We start from the raw sequence: 16,422 nt of genomic DNA on the forward strand, positions 1-16,422 counted from the left end.
AATCAGCTTTTGGTCATCGGGCTGACAGCCGCCGCGCAAAGCAGCGGCCACAGCCACGCCGCACTCAGTTGCCGTCCGCCACCTTGCGCTCGATCTCATCGACTTTGCGCTGAAGATCTTCCGCTTCCTGCTCTTTGACCCGAGTGGAAGAAGGCGTGATGACTTTGTCTACGCCTTCGGTCTTGCCGTCGCGATCCTGCAAGTCGCGCTCGACCACGTTCACCGGTTTGCCGCTGGCATCGGTGGGCGGGGCGTTGGGGGTTTTGTCGTCGTTGGGGTTCATGGCGCTGGCCTCCTGTGGGTGTACACATTGGAGACAGCGCGGCGGCAGACGTTCGAAATTTTTCAGCGGCGAGGCCCTCTCCCGCAGGAGAGGGCACAGCGGTTGTTTCAGTCCTTGAGAATGTCGCGGTCCTTGGTTTCCGGGAGGAAGAAGGTGCCGAGTATCGCAGTCGCCACTGCAATGACGATCGGGTACCACAGCCCGTAGTAGATATCGCCGGTGGCCGCGACCATGGCGAACGCCACGGTCGGCAGGAAGCCACCGAACCAGCCGTTGCCGATGTGGTAGGGCAGCGACATCGAGGTGTAGCGGATACGCGTCGGGAACAGTTCGACCAGCCACGCGGCTATCGGGCCGTAGACCATGGTCACGTAGATCACCAGCACGGTCAGCAGGAGCAGCATCATCGGATAATTGATTTTCGCCGGGTCGGCTTTTTCCGGGTAACCGGCGTCTTTCAGCGCTGCGCCGAGGTTGGCGGTGAAGGCGTCGTTGCGGGCCTTGAAGTCGGCGGCGGGGAGGGCGCTGCCTTCGAAGCTCTCGACAACGCGGTCACCGATGCGCACCTGCGCGACTGTGTTCGGTTCAGCGGCGACGTTCTCGTACGGAATCGCCCGTTTCGCCAGCAGCGTCTTGGCCAGGTCGCAGGAGCTGGTGAATTTGGCCTTGCCCACCGGATCGAACTGGAACGAGCACTGCTCGGGACTGGCGATCACCTTGACCGGATTTTTCTCCTGGGCGACGAACACGTCCGGGTTGCCGTACTGGGTCAGCGCAGTAAAGATCGGAAAGTAGGTCAGCGCCGCGAGAATGCACCCGGCCATGATGATCGGCTTGCGCCCGATGCGATCGGACAGGCTGCCGAAAATCACGAAAAACGGCGTGCCGATCAGCAGCGAGCCGGCGATCAGCAGGTTCGCGGTCTGCGGGTCGATCTTCAGCGTCTGCAGCAGGAAAAACAACGCGTAGAACTGCCCGGTGTACCAGACCACCGCTTGCCCGGCGGTGCCGCCGAGCAGCGACATGATCACCACTTTGAGGTTGTCCCAGCGTGCGAAGGATTCGGTCAGCGGTGCTTTCGAAGCCTTGCCTTCGTCCTTCATTTTCTGGAATACCGGCGACTCGCTCAGTTGCAGGCGGATGTACACCGACACGGCCAGCAGAATGATCGACAGCAGAAACGGAATCCGCCAGCCCCACGCCTCGAACGCTTCGGTGCCCAGTGCCGTGCGGCAGGCGAGAATCACCAGCAACGACATGAACAGACCGAGGGTGGCAGTGGTTTGAATCCACGAAGTGAAAAAGCCACGGCGATGACGTGGCGCGTGCTCGGCAACGTAGGTTGCCGCGCCGCCGTATTCACCGCCCAGCGCCAGACCCTGGAGCAGACGCAGGGTGATCAGAATCACCGGGGCGGCGACGCCGATGGTCGCGTATCCGGGCAGCAGCCCGACGATTGCCGTGGACACGCCCATGATCACGATGGTGATCAGAAACGTGTGTTTGCGCCCGATCATGTCTCCCAAACGTCCGAAGACGATGGCGCCGAACGGCCGCACCGCAAACCCGGCGGCAAAGGCGAGCAGGGCAAAGATGAACGCGGTGGTTTCGTTGACGCCAGCAAAGAAGTGCTTGGCGATGATCGCCGCCAGCGAACCGTAGAGGTAAAAGTCGTACCACTCGAAAACCGTGCCCAGCGAGGAAGCGAAGATGACCTTGCGCTCCTCCTTGGTGATGCCGCCGCTGCGGGGCGGTGTGCCGGTGGATGCTGTGTCGATTGTGGCCATGGGTGTTCTCCGTCGTGCTTATTGTTGTAGGCCGGAGTCCCCCGTTACTGCCTGTCGCACTCTGGCCCGTTGGCATCTGCCGCCGTTGCTCTAGCGTGAAGCTTGCACAGTCTGACCGCCTCGCAGGGCTGCAAGGTTTCCTGAAGCATAATCAGCTTTTGCCAGATATCCACTCGGCCTACGCTTTGACCCAACGCTGCCGGCTCCAGGCGCTCAACCAGTCGACCAGAAACACCAGCAACAGCATCGCCAGAATCACCGTGCTCGCCTGGGCTTCCTGGAACAGGCTCAGGCTGACGTAGAGCATCTGCCCCAGGCCGCCGGCGCCGACAAAACCCAGCACGCTGGCCATGCGGATGTTGTTTTCCCAGCGATACAGGCAGTAGGCGAGCAGTTGCGGGGCGAGGTTAGGCAGGGTGCCGTAGCAGAAAGCGAGGATCGGATTGCCGCCCTGCAAACGGATCGCCTCGGCCGGTTGTGGCGGAGTGTTTTCCAATGCTTCGGCAAATAGCCGACCGAGCACCCCGGTGGTGTGCAGGGCAAGGGCGAGGGTGCCGGCGTTCGGTCCGAGACCGGCGGCAAGCACCATCAGCGCGGCCCAAACTAGCTCTGGAATCGCCCGTAAGCCGTTGAGCAGCAGACGCGCTGCGCTTTGCAGCGGCCAGCCGAAACGTCCGGCAGCGGGTAGCGCCAGCACAATGCCGAACAGTGCCGCGAGCAGGGTGCCGAGGGCCGACATGGCCAGGGTTTCCAGTGAACCGTGAGCGATGGCTTTCAGATACCCGGCGCTCAAATCGGGACTGAGAAAACGCTGCACATAACTGCCCATTTGCTTGAGGCTGTTGGCGCTGCCGAGTTCGGCGAGATCCAATTCCAGATAGGCGAAAGACGCGACTACCGAGAGCGCAATGACAGCAAGCAACAGCAGATTGATCAGGCGCCTCATGTCAGCCTCCAGCGCAGCAATCGGCTGAACTGATCGGCGCACAGCACCAGCAGCAGGAACGTCAGCAACATGCTGGCGACTTCACCGCCGGCGAACATGCGGATCGACAGGTCGATCTGTTGCCCCAGCCCACCGGCACCGACAAAGCCCATCACCACCGAGGCACGGATCGCGCACTCCCAGCGATACACCGTGTAGGAGAGCAGTTCGGCGGCGACATTCGGCAGCGTGCCGTAGGCAAACGCCGCCAACCGACCGCTGCCGGCCTGCAAGAGTGCATGCGCCGGGCGCTGGTCGGTGGATTCGAAAATTTCTGCGTAGACCTTGCCGAGCATGCCGCTGTAGGTAATGGCGATGGCCAACACGCCAGCCGCCGGGCCGAGGCCGACCGCGCGGACAAACAACAGTGCCCAAACGATCTCCGGCACGCTGCGCAGAAAGATCAGCAAGCCGCGCACCGGCCAGCGCAGCAAACGTCCGGGCAGGCTCGGCACGCCGCCCCGTGACGCCGCCGAGAGCGACAAAGCACGACTGGCGATCAGGCTCGCCGGCACCGCCAGCAGCAAGGCCAAAGCCATGCCGGCCGTGGCAATCGCCAAAGTTTGCAGGGTGGCTTTGAGCAGCAGTTGCAGGAATGCCTGATCGTGCGCCGGTGGCCAGAATGCCGAAACAAAACGGCCCATTTCGTTCTGGCTATCGGCCTGAAAAAACACGCCCAGGTCCAGCTCACTGAGCTGAATCCCCGGCCACAGCAAAGCCAGCGCCAGCAGCGTCAGCAACAATCGCGGCGCCGCCGCCGGGTCCCGTGAATCGGCTTTCAGCATCGCGGAATCTGCACAATCAAAGGCGCAACCGCCGGCGCTGGCGATTGCAGTTGTTCATTGGCGTACAGCGCATCGAGCTTGTCGCGGCTGACTTCAGCAGAAGGGCAATCGAAAAGAATCTGCCCGTCGCGCAAGCCGATGATCCGTGGAAAGTGTTCCAGCGCCAGATCCACTGCGTGCAGGCTCGCCACCAGCGTGACGTTGTGCTCGCGGGCGTGGCGCGAAAGGATCGACAGCGTATGGCCGGCAAGCACCGGGTCCATGGCCGAGACAGGTTCGTCGGCAAGCAGTATTTCCGGCGCCTGATACAGCACCCGCGCAATGCCGACGCGCTGCAATTGCCCGCCGGACAGCTGCTGGCAATGGGCGAACAATTTGTCGCTCAGATCCAGTCGCGCCAACGCCGCGCGCGCGCCCGCCACATCCAGCGGATGCAGCAGGTTCAGCAGACTTTTGCCCAGACTCCACTGGCCGAGCTTGCCAGCCAGCACTGCGGTGATCACCCGCTGACGCGGCGGAATCGGCGGCGCCTGATGCACCAGACCGATACGCGCGCGCAGGCATTGACGCTGGCGCGCCGACAAGTGCCAGGCGCGTTCGCCGAGCACTTCGATGTCGCCACTGCTGGGCTTGAGCGCGGTGGCCAGCAGATTGAGCAGGCTCGATTTGCCGGCGCCGGACGGACCGATGATTGCGACCTGTTCGCCGGCACCAATCTGCACGTCGATATGGCGAAGGGCATCGACGCCATTGGCGTGGCGCAGGCTGCCCTGGGTGAGGCGTAGGGTCATTTCAACAATTCGGCGGCGCGGGCGGCTTCCTCAATGCCCTTGTAGTTTTCAGGCTTGGTGTCGATGAAGCGACTGGCGGCCTGCAGATCAAGGATCTTCTTCTGTTCAGGGTTGGCCGGGTCGAGGTCGAGGAAAGCTTTCTTGATCTTCGCGGCCAGCTTCGGATCAAGGGTGCCGCGCACGGTCCAGTTGTAATCGAAGTAGGTCGGGGTGGTGGCGAAGACTTTGACTTTGCTGGTGTCGACCTTGCCGGCGTCGACCAGTTTCTGCCAGACGCTGGCGTTCAACACACCGGCATCGACCTTGCCCGCCTGCACCCAGGCAACGGTGGCGTCGTGCGCGCCGGAGTAGGCGACGCGGCTGAAATAGCCTTCAGGCTTGATGCCGTCGTTCTTCAGCATGAAGTAACGCGGCATCAGGCTGCCCGAGGTGGACGACACCGAACCGAAGGCGAAGGTCTTGCCCTTCAGGTCGGCGAGGCTCTTCACGTTCGGGTCGGCGGTGATGAATTTGCTGGTGAACTGCGCATCCTGCTCGCGCTGCACCAGTGGGATCACTGGGGTGGTGGCGTCGGTCTTCAAACGTGCCTGCACAAAAGTGAAACCGCCGAGCCAGGCCATGTCGAGGCGATCGGTGGCCAAGGCTTCAACCACGGCCGGGTAGTCGGCGACGGGGACGAACTGCACCTTCATGCCCAACTGCTGCTCAAGATAGGCACCCAGCGGTTCGAACTTGCGCAGCAGCTCGGTCGGGGCTTCATCGGGAATCGCGCTGACCCGCAACACGTCAGCGGCTTGGGCCATCAAAGCAGAAAAGGACAGCGCCAGACCGGCGGTGAGGGCGAGGGTACGCTTGAACATAGAATTCTCCGTTTCGTAAGCGTCAACATTCGAAGGGCCGCCGGTAGTCAATGGCGCGCCACGTCAGGGTAGACGAAACGGCGAGGTTATACGCATTCGCGAGGAGATTGGCCAGCCTCCGTGCCGGCGCGTTGTGTCTGTTTGTGTGCGGTTGCGTTCAAGCCGCTTCGGGCAGTCTGGCAATCACCTTGATCTCGAAATCGAAACCCGCCAGCCAGGTCACGCCGACAGCGGTAACCGTCGGGAACGGTGCTTCGCCCCAAAACTCAGGCACCACATTCCAGATTGTTTCGAACGTCGAGTGCGGATCGACCATGAACACGGTGATATCCACCGCATCATCGAAGCTGCAACCGGCCGCAGCGAGGATCGCGTTGAGGTTGTGGAAGGCGGTGCGCACCTGATCGCGCAGATCGGCCTCGGGCGAGCCATCCTCACGGCTGCCGACTTGTCCGGAGACAAACAGGAAACCGTTGGAGCGAATCGCCGGAGAGTAACGGTGACGCTCATACAAGGCATGGCGGGCGGGTGGGAAAACTACATCGCGCTTGGACATGGGGCTGACTCCATCAGTGGGTTGATGGAAACGACTTTAGGTATTTGCAGTGCGCGGATAAACGCGCAAGCTTGGCGTTCACTGTTTGCAAATCCCAAACAATCGAGGGGCGCGGATGGACCGGTTCGATGCGATGCAGGCCTTTGCCCGGGTGGTCGAGGCGGGGAGTTTCACCAAGGCTGCCGAAACCTTGCACATGAGCAAGACCACGGTGACGCAACTGGTGCAGCAACTGGAGGCGCGGCTGCGGGTCAAGCTGCTCAACCGCACTACGCGCAAGGTCAATGTCACCGCCGATGGCGCAGCGTATTACGAAAGGGTGGTCAAGCTGCTGGCTGACATGGACGACGCCGAAACCAGCCTGCCTGGCGCCGCCGCACGGCCACGCGGGCGCCTGCGCATCGACGTGCCAAGCCCGTTCGCGCGGCACATTCTGGTGCCGGCGTTGCCGGAGTTTCACGCGCGCTACCCGGACATCCAGATCGACATGGGCGTCAGCGACCGCATCGTCGACATCATCGATGAGAACGTCGATTGCGTGGTGCGCGGTGGTGAGCTGCTCGATCAATCGCTGATGGCGCGCAAGCTTGCCGATCTGCCATTGGGTGTTTTTGCCGCGCCGGCTTATCTGGCTCGCGAAGGCACGCCTGAACACCCGCTGGAACTGCAAGACTCCCATCACCGCGTCGTCGCTTTCCTCTGGGCTCGCACTGGTAAACCGCTTCCCTACACGTTGCACAACGGCACCGAGCGCCTGCAGATCAAGGGCCAGCATGTGCTGGCGGTGGATGACGGCAATGCCTATCTGGCGGCGGGGCTGGCCGGGATGGGGGTGCTGTGGCTGCCGACGTATATGTCTGACGCGCACGTGGAGCGGGGCGAGTTGGTGCAATTGTTTGAAGGCTGGCGCCTGGAAAGCATGCCGCTTTATGTCGCGTATCCGCCGAACCGGCATGTCAGCGTGAAGTTGCGGGTGTTTATCGACTGGATTGTGGCGTTAATGGCGTAGGGGGCTGGTGTGCTTATTGCTTCACGGGAGTGCAGGTCGCCAGAAAAACAACCAACCCGGCGACCCGAACGTGCCAATGGTGAGATGCGCACGTTCGACCCAAGGAGCTATGCGCGTAATGAATATGTATATCGATATCGTCGGCGCCTGCAATCTGAGCTGCCCGTCATGCCCGATGGGTAATTCGGAAAATGCCAACTTCAAGAAAGCCATGCAGCTCGATATGTTCACACAGATTGTCGATAAGGCACGGCGTGAAGGGGTCAAGGCGATCTTTTTGTACAACTGGACCGAGCCGTTGATTCACCCGCGCATCGGTGAGTTCGTCGAAATCATCAACGCTGCAGGCTTGCAAAGCGGCATCAGCTCCAACCTGAACCTGGCCAAGAACATTGAAGCCGCGATGCTCGCCAATCCCTGGTTCTTCCGTGTTTCGCTGTCCGGTTTCCATCAGGACACCTATCGCCAGGGGCATGTCGGTGGCGACATCGAAGTGGTCAAGCAGAACATGATCAAACTGCATGATCTCAAGCAGCGCCATGGGCTGAATACGCTCATCGAAGTGTATTACCACCGCTACCTGGATAACCTCGAAGAAGAGGGATTGATGCGCGAGTTCAGCGAGAGCCTGGGTTTCAATTTCTCCACCGGCTACTCGGTGATGATGCCGCTGGAAAAAACCTTCGCCATCATCGAAGACGATGCCTCGGTCACCGACTCGGACCGCGAAACCCTCAAGCGCCTGGCGTTGCCACCGTATGAAGACCTGGTCAATCTGGTCAAGCAATACCCCAAACAGGCGTGCACTCTGAAAGATGATTGGCTGGTACTCGATTGCAATGGCAATACCGTACTGTGCTGCACGATTTTCAATCAGGCGGAATACAGCGTCGGCAAGTATCTGGACATGCCGGTGCAGGAATTGATGAGTCGCAAATCCACGCAAAAGAACTGCGTGGACTTGTGCAACCGCTGCGCGAAGAACGGTCTGCACATCTACTCTGCATCGCCCAACAAGGGGCCGCTGGAAAGTCATGCCGTCAATCGCATCATCGACTTTCAACGACGCACGATCCTCGAACAGCCGATCGAAAGCGAACGTCTGGGGCGAACAGGTGAAGTCAGCGCCGAGCATTTCGATGAGGCGCAATATCTGCGACTCAACGCCGACGTAAAGACTGCAATCGCCACAGGCGCCTTCTCCAGTGGCTATCAACACTACGTACTGTTTGGGCGTCTCGAAGGTCGGCTCGGGGCGGGGTTGAACACTGCCGTTTGATAGATCCGGGACGACGGCCATGGGTTGTTTGAAGGTGTGGCCCGATGACGTGATTGACTCTTTATCGGTTCCAGCCAACTATCGGCGCACAACAATGTGACCGATGGATTGAAACTTGACCGAACGACGCCAATTCAGCGGAGGCATGAAGGGGAAAAACCTCCGCTATCTGAATGAGCAAAGCGATGACGCGCGGTTGACGCGCACAGGTTTTCTGCTGCTCGAACACTTTTCGCTGCCGGCCTTTACGCAGACGCTGGACGCCGTGGTGACCACTAATCTGTTGCGCCCGGGGCTGTTTACCTCGCGCACCTTCGGGCTGGGTGAGGGCGAGGTTATCAGTGATCTGGGGTTGGTGATCCGCCCCGATGCGCGCCTGGACTCAGCAGCGCTCGAGCAATTGGATCTGCTGGTGGTGTGCGGCGGTTATCGCACCGAGTTGCGAGCGAGCGATGGGTTTGTGCATTTGCTCAAACTGGCGGCGGAGCAGGGCGTAAGTCTTGCCGGATTGTGGAACGGTTCGTGGTTTCTCGGCCGCGCCGGTTTGCTCGACGGCTATCGCTGTTCGATTCACCCGGAACATCGCCCGGCACTGACCGAGATCGCCAAGAGCACCCACGTCAGCAGCGAACCCTATGTGATCGACTGCGACCGCCTCACCGCGTCGAGCCCGTCGGGGGCTTTCCACATGGCGCTGGACTGGATCAAAAGTTTGCACGGCAAAGCGCTGGTCGAGGGTGTCGAGGACATTCTGGCGTTCGAGGAATCGCGCTACCGGCGCATCAAACCGGATGAAAACATCTGCGTCAGTGCGCCGTTGCGTGAAGTGATCAAGCTGATGGACGCCAACCTCGAAGAACCACTGGAGCTGGAGCAACTGGCGGTCTACGCCGGCCGTTCACGGCGCCAGCTCGAGCGCTTGTTCAAGGAGCAACTGGGCACCACGCCGCAGCGCTATTACCTGGAACTGCGCATTACCGAGGCGCGACGCCTGCTGCAACATACCGAGCTGTCGCAGGTGGAGGTGTTGGTGGCTTGCGGCTTTGTCTCACCGAGCCATTTCAGCAAGTGCTACAGCTCGTACTTCGGTTATCGGCCTTCGAAGGAAAAACGGCTGGTCAAATAGACCAGCCGTTTTAATGACTCTGGTGTTTTTCTTCAGAGGTGGTCGGCATCCACTACTGCCTGGGCGAATGCCTTCGGAGCCTCTTGCGGCAAGTTATGTCCGACCCCTCCCTCAATCAGCCTGAACTGATATTTCCCGGTAAAACGCTTGGCATAATCCTCAGGCTTGGGATGCGGCGCTCCATTGGCGTCGCCTTCCAGGGTAATGGTTGGCACGCTGATCGACGGTGCAGTCGCAAGCTTATCTTCCAGCGCTGCATATTTCGCCTCGCCCTGCACCAGGCCCAGACGCCAGCGGTAGTTGAACACTGTGATTTCCACGTGATCGGGGTTTTGCAATGCCTTGGCGCTGCGGTCGAAGGTGGCGTCATCAAACTTCCACTGCGGCGAAGCCAGTTGCCAGATCAGTTTGGCGAAGTCGTGGGTGTTCTTTTCATAGCCGGCGCGGCCGCGCTCGGTGGCGAAGTAGAACTGGTACCACCACTGCAATTCGGCTTTCGGCGGCAGTGGATTCTGCCCGGCGGCCTGATTGCCGATCAGGTAGCCGCTGACCGCCACCAGCGCCTTGACGCGCTCTGGCCACAGCGCTGCGACGATGCCCGCTGAACGCGCGCCCCAGTCGTAGCCGCCAAGCACTGCTTGCTTGATCTTCAGCGCGTCCATGAAGTCGATGACGTCGCTGGCCAATGCCGCCGGCTGGCCGTTGCGCAGAGTGGCTTTGGACAGGAACTGCGTGTCGCCATAACCCCGTGCATACGGCATCAGCACGCGGTAACCCTTGGCCGCGAGCAGTGGCGCGACTTCGTCGTAGCTGTGAATGTCGTAGGGCCAGCCGTGCAGCAGGATCACCACCGGGCCATCGGCAGGTCCGGTTTCGGCGTAGGCCACGTCGAGCAAGCCAGCCTTGATGTGCTTCAGCGGGCCGAAAGGAGAGGGCGCGGAATAGCTGACGGCGGCCGGTTCAGTGGTTTGCGCCTGAGCGCTGCCGACGGCGCCGAGCAGTGACAGCGCCAAGACTGACAAACCAAGTGCGGCTTTGAATTTAGAGGTATGCAGAGCCTGTTTCATGCTGACGTCTCCTTTGCGAGCCTGTGGCCAAGGGGCTGGATGAACCCTTGAAACCCTGGGTGCATTGAAGCGTAGCGACGTATCCGTTCTGTGTCCCCGGACGGCAGTTTTGCAAGGGCGTGTATGACGGCGGGGCGCGTACACAGTGTGATACATGGCGATGAAACGGTGAGTTTTCGCGCGAAAATAATAAGTGGCTGTTTTAAAACAAAAAATATTTCATCTCGGGCTTCCCAAATGAAATGAATGTTGTTAAATTGCGCCCCGTTCTCACAGCGATCCTCACGGAGCCGCTGACCAGAGCTACAGGGGCGTCGCCAAGCGGTAAGGCAGCAGGTTTTGATCCTGCCATGCGTTGGTTCGAATCCAGCCGCCCCTGCCATCTACGAAAAAAACGCCAACTTCGCAAGAAGTTGGCGTTTTTTTATGCCTGCGATTTACCGCGCTTGAGCCAACCGGGCTTGCGCGGCGCCGAAGCACCGCGCAGGCCGGTCACTCAGTGCGGTGCGCGCGGGATGGTTTTCATCAGGTCTTCAGGGCTGATGTGGCCGACCACGCTGCCCGGCTGCGGCAGGTTGAGGATGTGGCCTTTCATCTTGCCGATGATGTGCATCTCGCACGGCTTGCAATCGAACTTCAGCGTCAGCACCTCATCGCCGTGGATCAACTGCATCGGCGCGACCTTGGTACGCACACCGGTGACGCCTTTGGCCTGTTTCGGGCACAGGTTGAAGGAGAACCGCAGGCAGTGCTTGGTGATCATCACTGGCACTTCGCCCGGCTCTTCGTGAGCTTCGTACGCCGCGTCGATCAGCTTGACGCCGTGACGGTGGTAGAAGTCGCGGGCCTTCTGGTTGTAGACGTTGGCGAGGAAGGTCAGGTGCGAATCCGGGTACACCGGTGGCGGCGTGGTTTCGGCCTTGCGGCTGCCACGCGGATGCGCGGCGACGCGGGCCGCCGTCAGCGCTTCGATCACTTCACGACGCAGGGATTTGAGCTGCGAGTTGGGAATGAAGAACGCTTGCGGCGCATCCAGCTTGATGTCGGTGGCGTGATACTGCGTGGTGCCGAGCTGGCCGAGCAGGTCGCGCAGTTGCTCCAGCGCCTGTTCCGGCTTGTTGGCAGCGCCGAACGGCCCGTTCAGGGTGACGCTGGCGCTGATGCCTTCTTCGCTGGTCGCGGTCACTTCCAGCTGTTCTTCACGCAGACGAGCGAACCAGCTCAGGGCGACGCGACGTTCCGAAGAGGTCTTCTGCAAAGCTTGCTGCCAGTTGTGATCAAGGTTGCGATTGAGCGGGTGGCTTGGGCGCAGCTTGAACAGGCCTTCGGGCATTTCGTTCGGCTCGACGCGGTAGCGGTAGCGCTTCTCACCGTCTTCTTCGAACTCGCCTTTGGCTTCGGCGATGTTGGCGCGGAAACCGACCACTTCGCGTTTGACCAGTACGTTCAGGCCGTCACCGTTGGACAGCGGCTCATGGGTGATGACCTGCATGTCACGCTTGCCGACTTTTTCCACGGTACCGACCGGCAGGCCGGTGAAGGTTGGCGAATCGAAGGCGCCGATGTCGATCTTGCGATCGGTAACGAAATAATCGGTGCTGCCACGGTGGAAGGTCTTTTCCGGATCGGGCACGAAGAAATGCACGGTGCGGCCGCTGGAAGCGCGGGCCAGGTCCGGGCGGTCTTCAAGCACATCGTCGAGGCGCTGGCGGTAATAGGACGTGATGTTCTTCACATAGCCCATGTCCTTGTAGCGACCTTCGATCTTGAACGAACGCACGCCGGCCTCGACCAGTGCGCGGATGTTGGCGCTCTGATTGTTGTCTTTCATCGACAGCAGGTGTTTTTCGTAGGCGATCACGCCACCCTTTTCATCCTTGAGGGTGTAGGGCAAGCGGCACGCCTGGGAGCAGTCGCCACGGTTGGCGCTGCGGCCGGTTTGCGCGTGGGAGATGTTGCACTGGCCGGAGAAGGCCACGCACAGCGCGCCGTGGATGAAGAACTCGATCGCCGCATCGGTTTCATCGGCGATGGCGCGGATTTCTTTCAGGTTCAGCTCACGGGCCAACACCAACTGCGAGAAACCGGCCTGATCGAGAAACTTTGCCCGCTCCAGCGTGCGGATATCGGTCTGGGTCGAGGCGTGCAGCTCGATCGGCGGAATGTCCAGCTCCATCACGCCCAGGTCCTGGACGATCAGCGCATCGACACCGGCGTCGTACAACTGATGGATCAGCTTGCGCGCCGGCTCCAGTTCGTTGTCGTGCAGGATGGTGTTGATGGTGGTGAAAATACGCGCATGGTAACGGCGGGCGAATTCGACCAGCTCGGCGATTTCGCTGACTTCGTTACAGGCGTTGTGGCGTGCACCGAAACTCGGGCCGCCGATGTACACGGCGTCGGCGCCATGCAAGATGGCCTCGCGGGCAATGGCGACATCGCGGGCAGGGCTGAGCAATTCCAGGTGATGCTTGGGCAAGGACATAGTTTTTTTAGTCAGGCGGTCACGGGCAAGTCGCGCATTCTACCCGTGAAACGCGCGGCGGGCACGTGTGTGCTGCCCGGTGGTGGCTGACGATCGGGTCAGTTCGGCAAGTTATTGAATTGAATATGCCGGCCTCTTCGCGAGCAGGCTCGCTCCCGCAGGGTCAGCTCCGGGCCGGAATACATCCATTGTGGGAGCGAGCCTGCTCGCGAAAGCGGTGTGTCATCCGAAAATCATTGAAATGACACTTTGCAATTTCAATCAGCCCTTGGCCGCCATCGCCGTCACTTCCACGCGCATCCCTTCAACCGCCAGCGACGCCACGCCCACCGCCGCCCGCACCGGCCACGGCTTGGCAAAGTAGCGTTTATAGACTTCGTTGAACGCCGCGCGATCAGCCATGTCGGTGAGGTAGATGGTCAGGTGCAGCACCCGGTCCATCGAACTGCCGGCACGTTCCAGGGCGACTTTCAGCGCTTGCAGCGTGCACTCGCTCTGCTCGGTGATGCCGCCCAGTTCCAGGCTGCCATCGGCGCGGGTTGGAATCTGCGTGGAAACCATGATCCCGCCGAAGGTGGCAACGTCGGAAGAAATCGAATCGGTGTCGGGATCCGGCGTGAAAATGATGTCTTGATTGGCCATGGGGATCTCTTGTTTGAGTGAATGAAGATTGCGGCAGTTTACAGATTCCCTCCGGCCATGGCCCGCACGGGTTCAGACTGGCAAAGTCGCTTCTTCTGCGGCAATTGCCGCAAGCACACTGGGTCGCGCGCCGATGCGTTGCATATAGGTGGCCAGCGCTGGCCATTCGCTGATGTCGATGCTGAACGTCGGTAGCCAGTTCAGGACCGTGAACAGGTAGGCATCGGCAACGCCGAAGCCGCCCGTCAGATAGTCCCGATCCGTCAGGGTGCCCTCAAGGTAATCCAGCCGTTTGAACAGTTTTTGCCGAAAAATCGCTTTGACCGGCTCGGGGATTTCTACGCTGAACAATGGCGCGCTGGCGGCATGAATCTCTGAGCTGATGAAGTTCAGGTGTTCCTGCAAACGTGCGCGCTGCCACGTACCTGCGGCAGGTGCCACGTCGTTCCCGGGGGCTTGATCGGCGAGAAACTGCAGGATCGCCGGGCCTTCAGTGAGCACTTCGCCGTTATCCAGTTGCAGCGCGGCCACGTAGCCTTTCGGATTGATCTCGCGGAAGTCACGGCCGTCAGCGGTGCGCTTGGTCTGGTTGTTGACGCGGATCATTTCGAACGGCAAGCGGAGTTCGCGCATGACGATATGCGGGGCGAGCGAACAGGTCATCGGTGCAAAGTACAGTTTCATGGCAAGTCCATTGAAAGTGGAGGCGCCACGATCCTCTGCGGGCAAAACTTCCGCAAAGGTCATTTGCAGTGCTAGCGTATGACAAATTCTCATGCGCTCCTTAGCCTTATGACTACCAGACTTCCTTCCCTCAACGGCCTGCGCGCGTTCGAAGCGGCGGCTCGGCATATGAGCTTTACCACCGCTGCGACCGAGTTGAACGTCACGCAGACAGCAATCAGTCACCAGATCAGGCGCCTCGAAACCGAGTTGGGCGTGGCATTGTTCCTGCGCCTCAAGGATGGCCTGGCGCTTAGCGAAGACGGGCAGGCCTACCTGCCGGGGGTGCGTTCTGCATTTCAAGCGTTGCGCCATTCGACGCAACAATTACTCGAGTCGCGCGGGTCCAGCGTATTGACCATCAGCACGCTGGTCTCGGTTGCGTCGAAATGGCTTTTGCCGCGCCTTCCGGCATTTCAGCAGGCGTTCCCGGACATCGATGTGCGCATCAGCGCCACTACCGATCTGGTGGATTTTCGCCGAGGAGGCATCGACGCGGCGATTCGCTACGGACGGGGCGACTGGAAAGGTTTGCGCGCGGACTTTCTCATGGCCGATGAGGTATTTCCCGTGTGCAGTCCGGAAGTGGCGACGACATTGCATACTCCGGAAAATCTGGCTGGTCACACGCTTGTACAAGTTAGCGGCCTCACCGCCAGCGACTGGCAGGCGTGGCTCAGCGCCGCCGGCCAGCCTGCGCAGTTGGCCGACGGCGCGAAGCTGACCTTCGATCTGGCGATGATGGCGGTGCAGGCGGCAATTGACGGGCAGGGCGTGTGCATCGGTCGTTCGACTTACGTAAACGACGATTTGCGTGCGGGCCGATTGGTCGCACCGTTCGACCTGCGCCTGCAGGATGATCTCGGTTTCTATTTGGTTACACCCCATGAAACCGCTGAATCGCCAAAGATCAGCGCTTTCAGAAAGTGGCTTGTGGCGGTGGCCAGCGACACGTTCGTATAAGCATGTATCAACCCCCAGCCGATACACACGGCAACACCAAACTGCGCCTTCGAGACACATCCGCCCTACATGCCGAGCCCAAAGTAGCCCTCACACCAACACTACGCTCAAGAGGGCATCACCATGTACCGTCCACTGTTTCTGGCTTCTGCCGTTGTCTTCGCCTCCCTGACCGGCTTCGCCCATGCGGGGGATGCGCCGGCAACGAGCTGGCAGAAAGGTCTGAGCCGTACCGATCTGGTTCGTCAGGATCTCGGCGCTGACAATCGCGAAGTGATTCAGGCGCGTATCGATTTCGACGCTGGCGTCAGCGCGCCACGGCATGCGCACCCCGGCGTGGAAGTCGCTTATGTCATCAGCGGCACGTTCGAGTATCAGCTCGAAGGGCGGGCGCCGGTGATACTCAAGGCCGGCGATTCGTTGTTCATTCCGGCAGGCGTCGCGCATGTGGCCAAAAACGTTGGCAACGAGAAAGGCGTCGAACTGGCCACTTACGTCGTCCCGAAAGGCGAACCGCTGCTGATCCTCAAGCCGTGATGCGTCGGCCAGCTATTTCGAGTGCGGTTTGCTCATTGCACGCTTGATGCGCATCCAGTCCTGAAAGGCCGCCGTTCGCTTGGCGTCGGCCAGAGCCTTGGCCTCGGTGAAACGAGCCCAGGCTTCAGGGTTGTCGGTATCGTCCCCAATGAGTTGATAGGCCGCTTCTTCCATCAAGTCGGCCTCTCGGAACATTGCGGCGTTATTGGCCATCTCGTCATCCCATGAACGGCCGAAACCGAATCTCAAGAGCTGTTCAGTCATCTTGCGTGATCCTCCTCCCAGACCAGCGGCACCGACTCGCGCCAGTGCACGGCGGTAACGCCAAAGCGTTCTGCCATTGGTTTGGAAAAACGTTTCAACGGAGGCCGACCGGGGCGCGGGATGGGCGCGATTCCTGCGTCGCAACTTGCCCACTGCCACGCTTCGGCGTTGTTCATGTTTTTTGTGCGAATGACGAATGACCTGGGCTTTCCGTGAAGCAGGTAATCGATCACGTACAAATCCGCTACGCTCATACATTTCCTCCAGCTGCTTAAAAAGA

The 16,422-nt window shown here is 60.4% G+C and carries 18 protein-coding genes and 1 tRNA gene; 6 read left to right on the forward strand and 13 right to left on the reverse strand.

The genetic code is table 11. The annotated features are described in order from the left end of the window. Nucleotides 1-64: 64 nt before the first annotated feature. The 7 genes from AC4IHP_RS05020 to AC4IHP_RS05050 all read right to left on the reverse strand — a co-directional run bounded on the left by AC4IHP_RS05020 (nucleotide 65) and on the right by AC4IHP_RS05050 (nucleotide 6,047). Nucleotides 65-283, reverse strand: a complete 219-nt coding sequence (locus tag AC4IHP_RS05020) for a hypothetical protein (RefSeq protein WP_490831025.1) — start codon at nucleotides 281-283, stop codon at nucleotides 65-67. Nucleotides 284-390: 107 nt separating this feature from the next. After that, nucleotides 391-2,070: an MFS transporter gene (locus tag AC4IHP_RS05025; protein WP_490831026.1), complete on the reverse strand. Its 1,680-nt coding sequence runs from the start codon at nucleotides 2,068-2,070 to the stop codon at nucleotides 391-393. A 178-nt stretch (nucleotides 2,071-2,248) separates the two neighbouring features. Continuing rightward, on the reverse strand, nucleotides 2,249-3,016 hold the full coding sequence (phnE, locus tag AC4IHP_RS05030) for a phosphonate ABC transporter, permease protein PhnE (protein WP_460119573.1): 768 nt from the start codon (nucleotides 3,014-3,016) through the stop codon (nucleotides 2,249-2,251). Continuing rightward, nucleotides 3,013-3,840, reverse strand: a complete 828-nt coding sequence (locus AC4IHP_RS05035) for a PhnE/PtxC family ABC transporter permease (protein ID WP_460119571.1) — start codon at nucleotides 3,838-3,840, stop codon at nucleotides 3,013-3,015. Before AC4IHP_RS05035 ends, phnE begins: the two co-directional genes overlap by 4 nt. Continuing rightward, complete coding sequence (locus tag AC4IHP_RS05040) at nucleotides 3,834-4,631, reverse strand: phosphonate ABC transporter ATP-binding protein (RefSeq protein WP_460119569.1); 798 nt, start codon at nucleotides 4,629-4,631, stop codon at nucleotides 3,834-3,836. The genes AC4IHP_RS05035 and AC4IHP_RS05040 overlap by 7 nt, the downstream gene beginning before the upstream one ends. Further along, entirely contained in the window at nucleotides 4,628-5,491 is an 864-nt protein-coding gene (locus tag AC4IHP_RS05045; protein ID WP_490831027.1) for a putative selenate ABC transporter substrate-binding protein, read from the reverse strand. The genes AC4IHP_RS05040 and AC4IHP_RS05045 overlap by 4 nt, the downstream gene beginning before the upstream one ends. Nucleotides 5,492-5,648: 157 nt before the next feature. Beyond that, nucleotides 5,649-6,047 carry a RidA family protein gene (locus AC4IHP_RS05050; RefSeq protein WP_490831028.1) on the reverse strand — a complete coding sequence of 133 codons (399 nt, stop codon included), beginning with the start codon at nucleotides 6,045-6,047 and terminating at the stop codon, nucleotides 5,649-5,651. 115 nt (nucleotides 6,048-6,162) lie between these two features. Here AC4IHP_RS05050 and AC4IHP_RS05055 point away from each other — a divergent pair, with 115 nt between their 5' ends. The 3 genes from AC4IHP_RS05055 to AC4IHP_RS05065 all read left to right on the forward strand — a co-directional run bounded on the left by AC4IHP_RS05055 (nucleotide 6,163) and on the right by AC4IHP_RS05065 (nucleotide 9,461). Continuing rightward, nucleotides 6,163-7,056 carry a LysR family transcriptional regulator gene (locus AC4IHP_RS05055; RefSeq protein WP_460119563.1) on the forward strand — a complete coding sequence of 298 codons (894 nt, stop codon included), beginning with the start codon at nucleotides 6,163-6,165 and terminating at the stop codon, nucleotides 7,054-7,056. A gap of 118 nt (nucleotides 7,057-7,174) precedes the next feature. Then, nucleotides 7,175-8,335 carry a radical SAM protein gene (locus AC4IHP_RS05060; RefSeq protein ID WP_490831029.1) on the forward strand — a complete coding sequence of 387 codons (1,161 nt, stop codon included), beginning with the start codon at nucleotides 7,175-7,177 and terminating at the stop codon, nucleotides 8,333-8,335. Between the two features lie 115 nt (nucleotides 8,336-8,450). Then, on the forward strand, nucleotides 8,451-9,461 hold the full coding sequence (locus AC4IHP_RS05065; protein WP_490831030.1) for a GlxA family transcriptional regulator: 1,011 nt from the start codon (nucleotides 8,451-8,453) through the stop codon (nucleotides 9,459-9,461). A 32-nt stretch (nucleotides 9,462-9,493) separates the two neighbouring features. On the opposite strand, the gene AC4IHP_RS05070 is transcribed toward AC4IHP_RS05065, so the two are convergent. Continuing rightward, entirely contained in the window at nucleotides 9,494-10,528 is a 1,035-nt protein-coding gene (locus tag AC4IHP_RS05070) for an alpha/beta fold hydrolase (RefSeq protein WP_490831031.1), read from the reverse strand. Between the two features lie 307 nt (nucleotides 10,529-10,835). Here AC4IHP_RS05070 and AC4IHP_RS05075 point away from each other — a divergent pair. After that, nucleotides 10,836-10,910, forward strand: a tRNA-Gln gene (locus AC4IHP_RS05075). Between the two features lie 114 nt (nucleotides 10,911-11,024). On the opposite strand, the gene AC4IHP_RS05080 is transcribed toward AC4IHP_RS05075, so the two are convergent. The 3 genes from AC4IHP_RS05080 to gstA all read right to left on the reverse strand — a co-directional run bounded on the left by AC4IHP_RS05080 (nucleotide 11,025) and on the right by gstA (nucleotide 14,339). Next, nucleotides 11,025-13,013 carry a peptidase U32 family protein gene (locus AC4IHP_RS05080; protein WP_490831032.1) on the reverse strand — a complete coding sequence of 663 codons (1,989 nt, stop codon included), beginning with the start codon at nucleotides 13,011-13,013 and terminating at the stop codon, nucleotides 11,025-11,027. Between the two features lie 261 nt (nucleotides 13,014-13,274). After that, a complete protein-coding gene (locus tag AC4IHP_RS05085; RefSeq protein WP_056789594.1) occupies nucleotides 13,275-13,655 on the reverse strand; it encodes a RidA family protein in 381 nt (126 codons plus the stop codon). Nucleotides 13,656-13,727: 72 nt separating this feature from the next. Further along, nucleotides 13,728-14,339, reverse strand: coding sequence for a glutathione transferase GstA (gstA, locus tag AC4IHP_RS05090; protein ID WP_460119551.1), 612 nt, complete (start codon nucleotides 14,337-14,339; stop codon nucleotides 13,728-13,730). A 108-nt stretch (nucleotides 14,340-14,447) separates the two neighbouring features. Between gstA and AC4IHP_RS05095 the strand changes: the two genes are divergently transcribed. Together AC4IHP_RS05095 and AC4IHP_RS05100 are read left to right on the forward strand one after the other, a co-directional pair. Further along, nucleotides 14,448-15,341, forward strand: a complete 894-nt coding sequence (locus AC4IHP_RS05095) for a transcriptional regulator GcvA (RefSeq protein ID WP_490831033.1) — start codon at nucleotides 14,448-14,450, stop codon at nucleotides 15,339-15,341. Between the two features lie 123 nt (nucleotides 15,342-15,464). Next, complete coding sequence (locus tag AC4IHP_RS05100) at nucleotides 15,465-15,878, forward strand: cupin domain-containing protein (protein ID WP_490831034.1); 414 nt, start codon at nucleotides 15,465-15,467, stop codon at nucleotides 15,876-15,878. A 12-nt stretch (nucleotides 15,879-15,890) separates the two neighbouring features. Here the strand turns inward: AC4IHP_RS05100 and AC4IHP_RS05105 are convergent, their stop codons facing one another. Continuing rightward, nucleotides 15,891-16,142 (reverse strand): hypothetical protein, encoded by a 252-nt coding sequence (locus tag AC4IHP_RS05105; RefSeq protein ID WP_490831035.1) that lies wholly within the window; start codon nucleotides 16,140-16,142, stop codon nucleotides 15,891-15,893. Beyond that, nucleotides 16,139-16,396, reverse strand: coding sequence for a DUF6555 family protein (locus tag AC4IHP_RS05110; RefSeq protein ID WP_490831036.1), 258 nt, complete (start codon nucleotides 16,394-16,396; stop codon nucleotides 16,139-16,141). The genes AC4IHP_RS05105 and AC4IHP_RS05110 overlap by 4 nt, the downstream gene beginning before the upstream one ends. Between the last annotated feature and the right edge of the window lie 26 nt (nucleotides 16,397-16,422).

The organism is Pseudomonas sp. UF-293 (genome assembly GCF_058245595.1).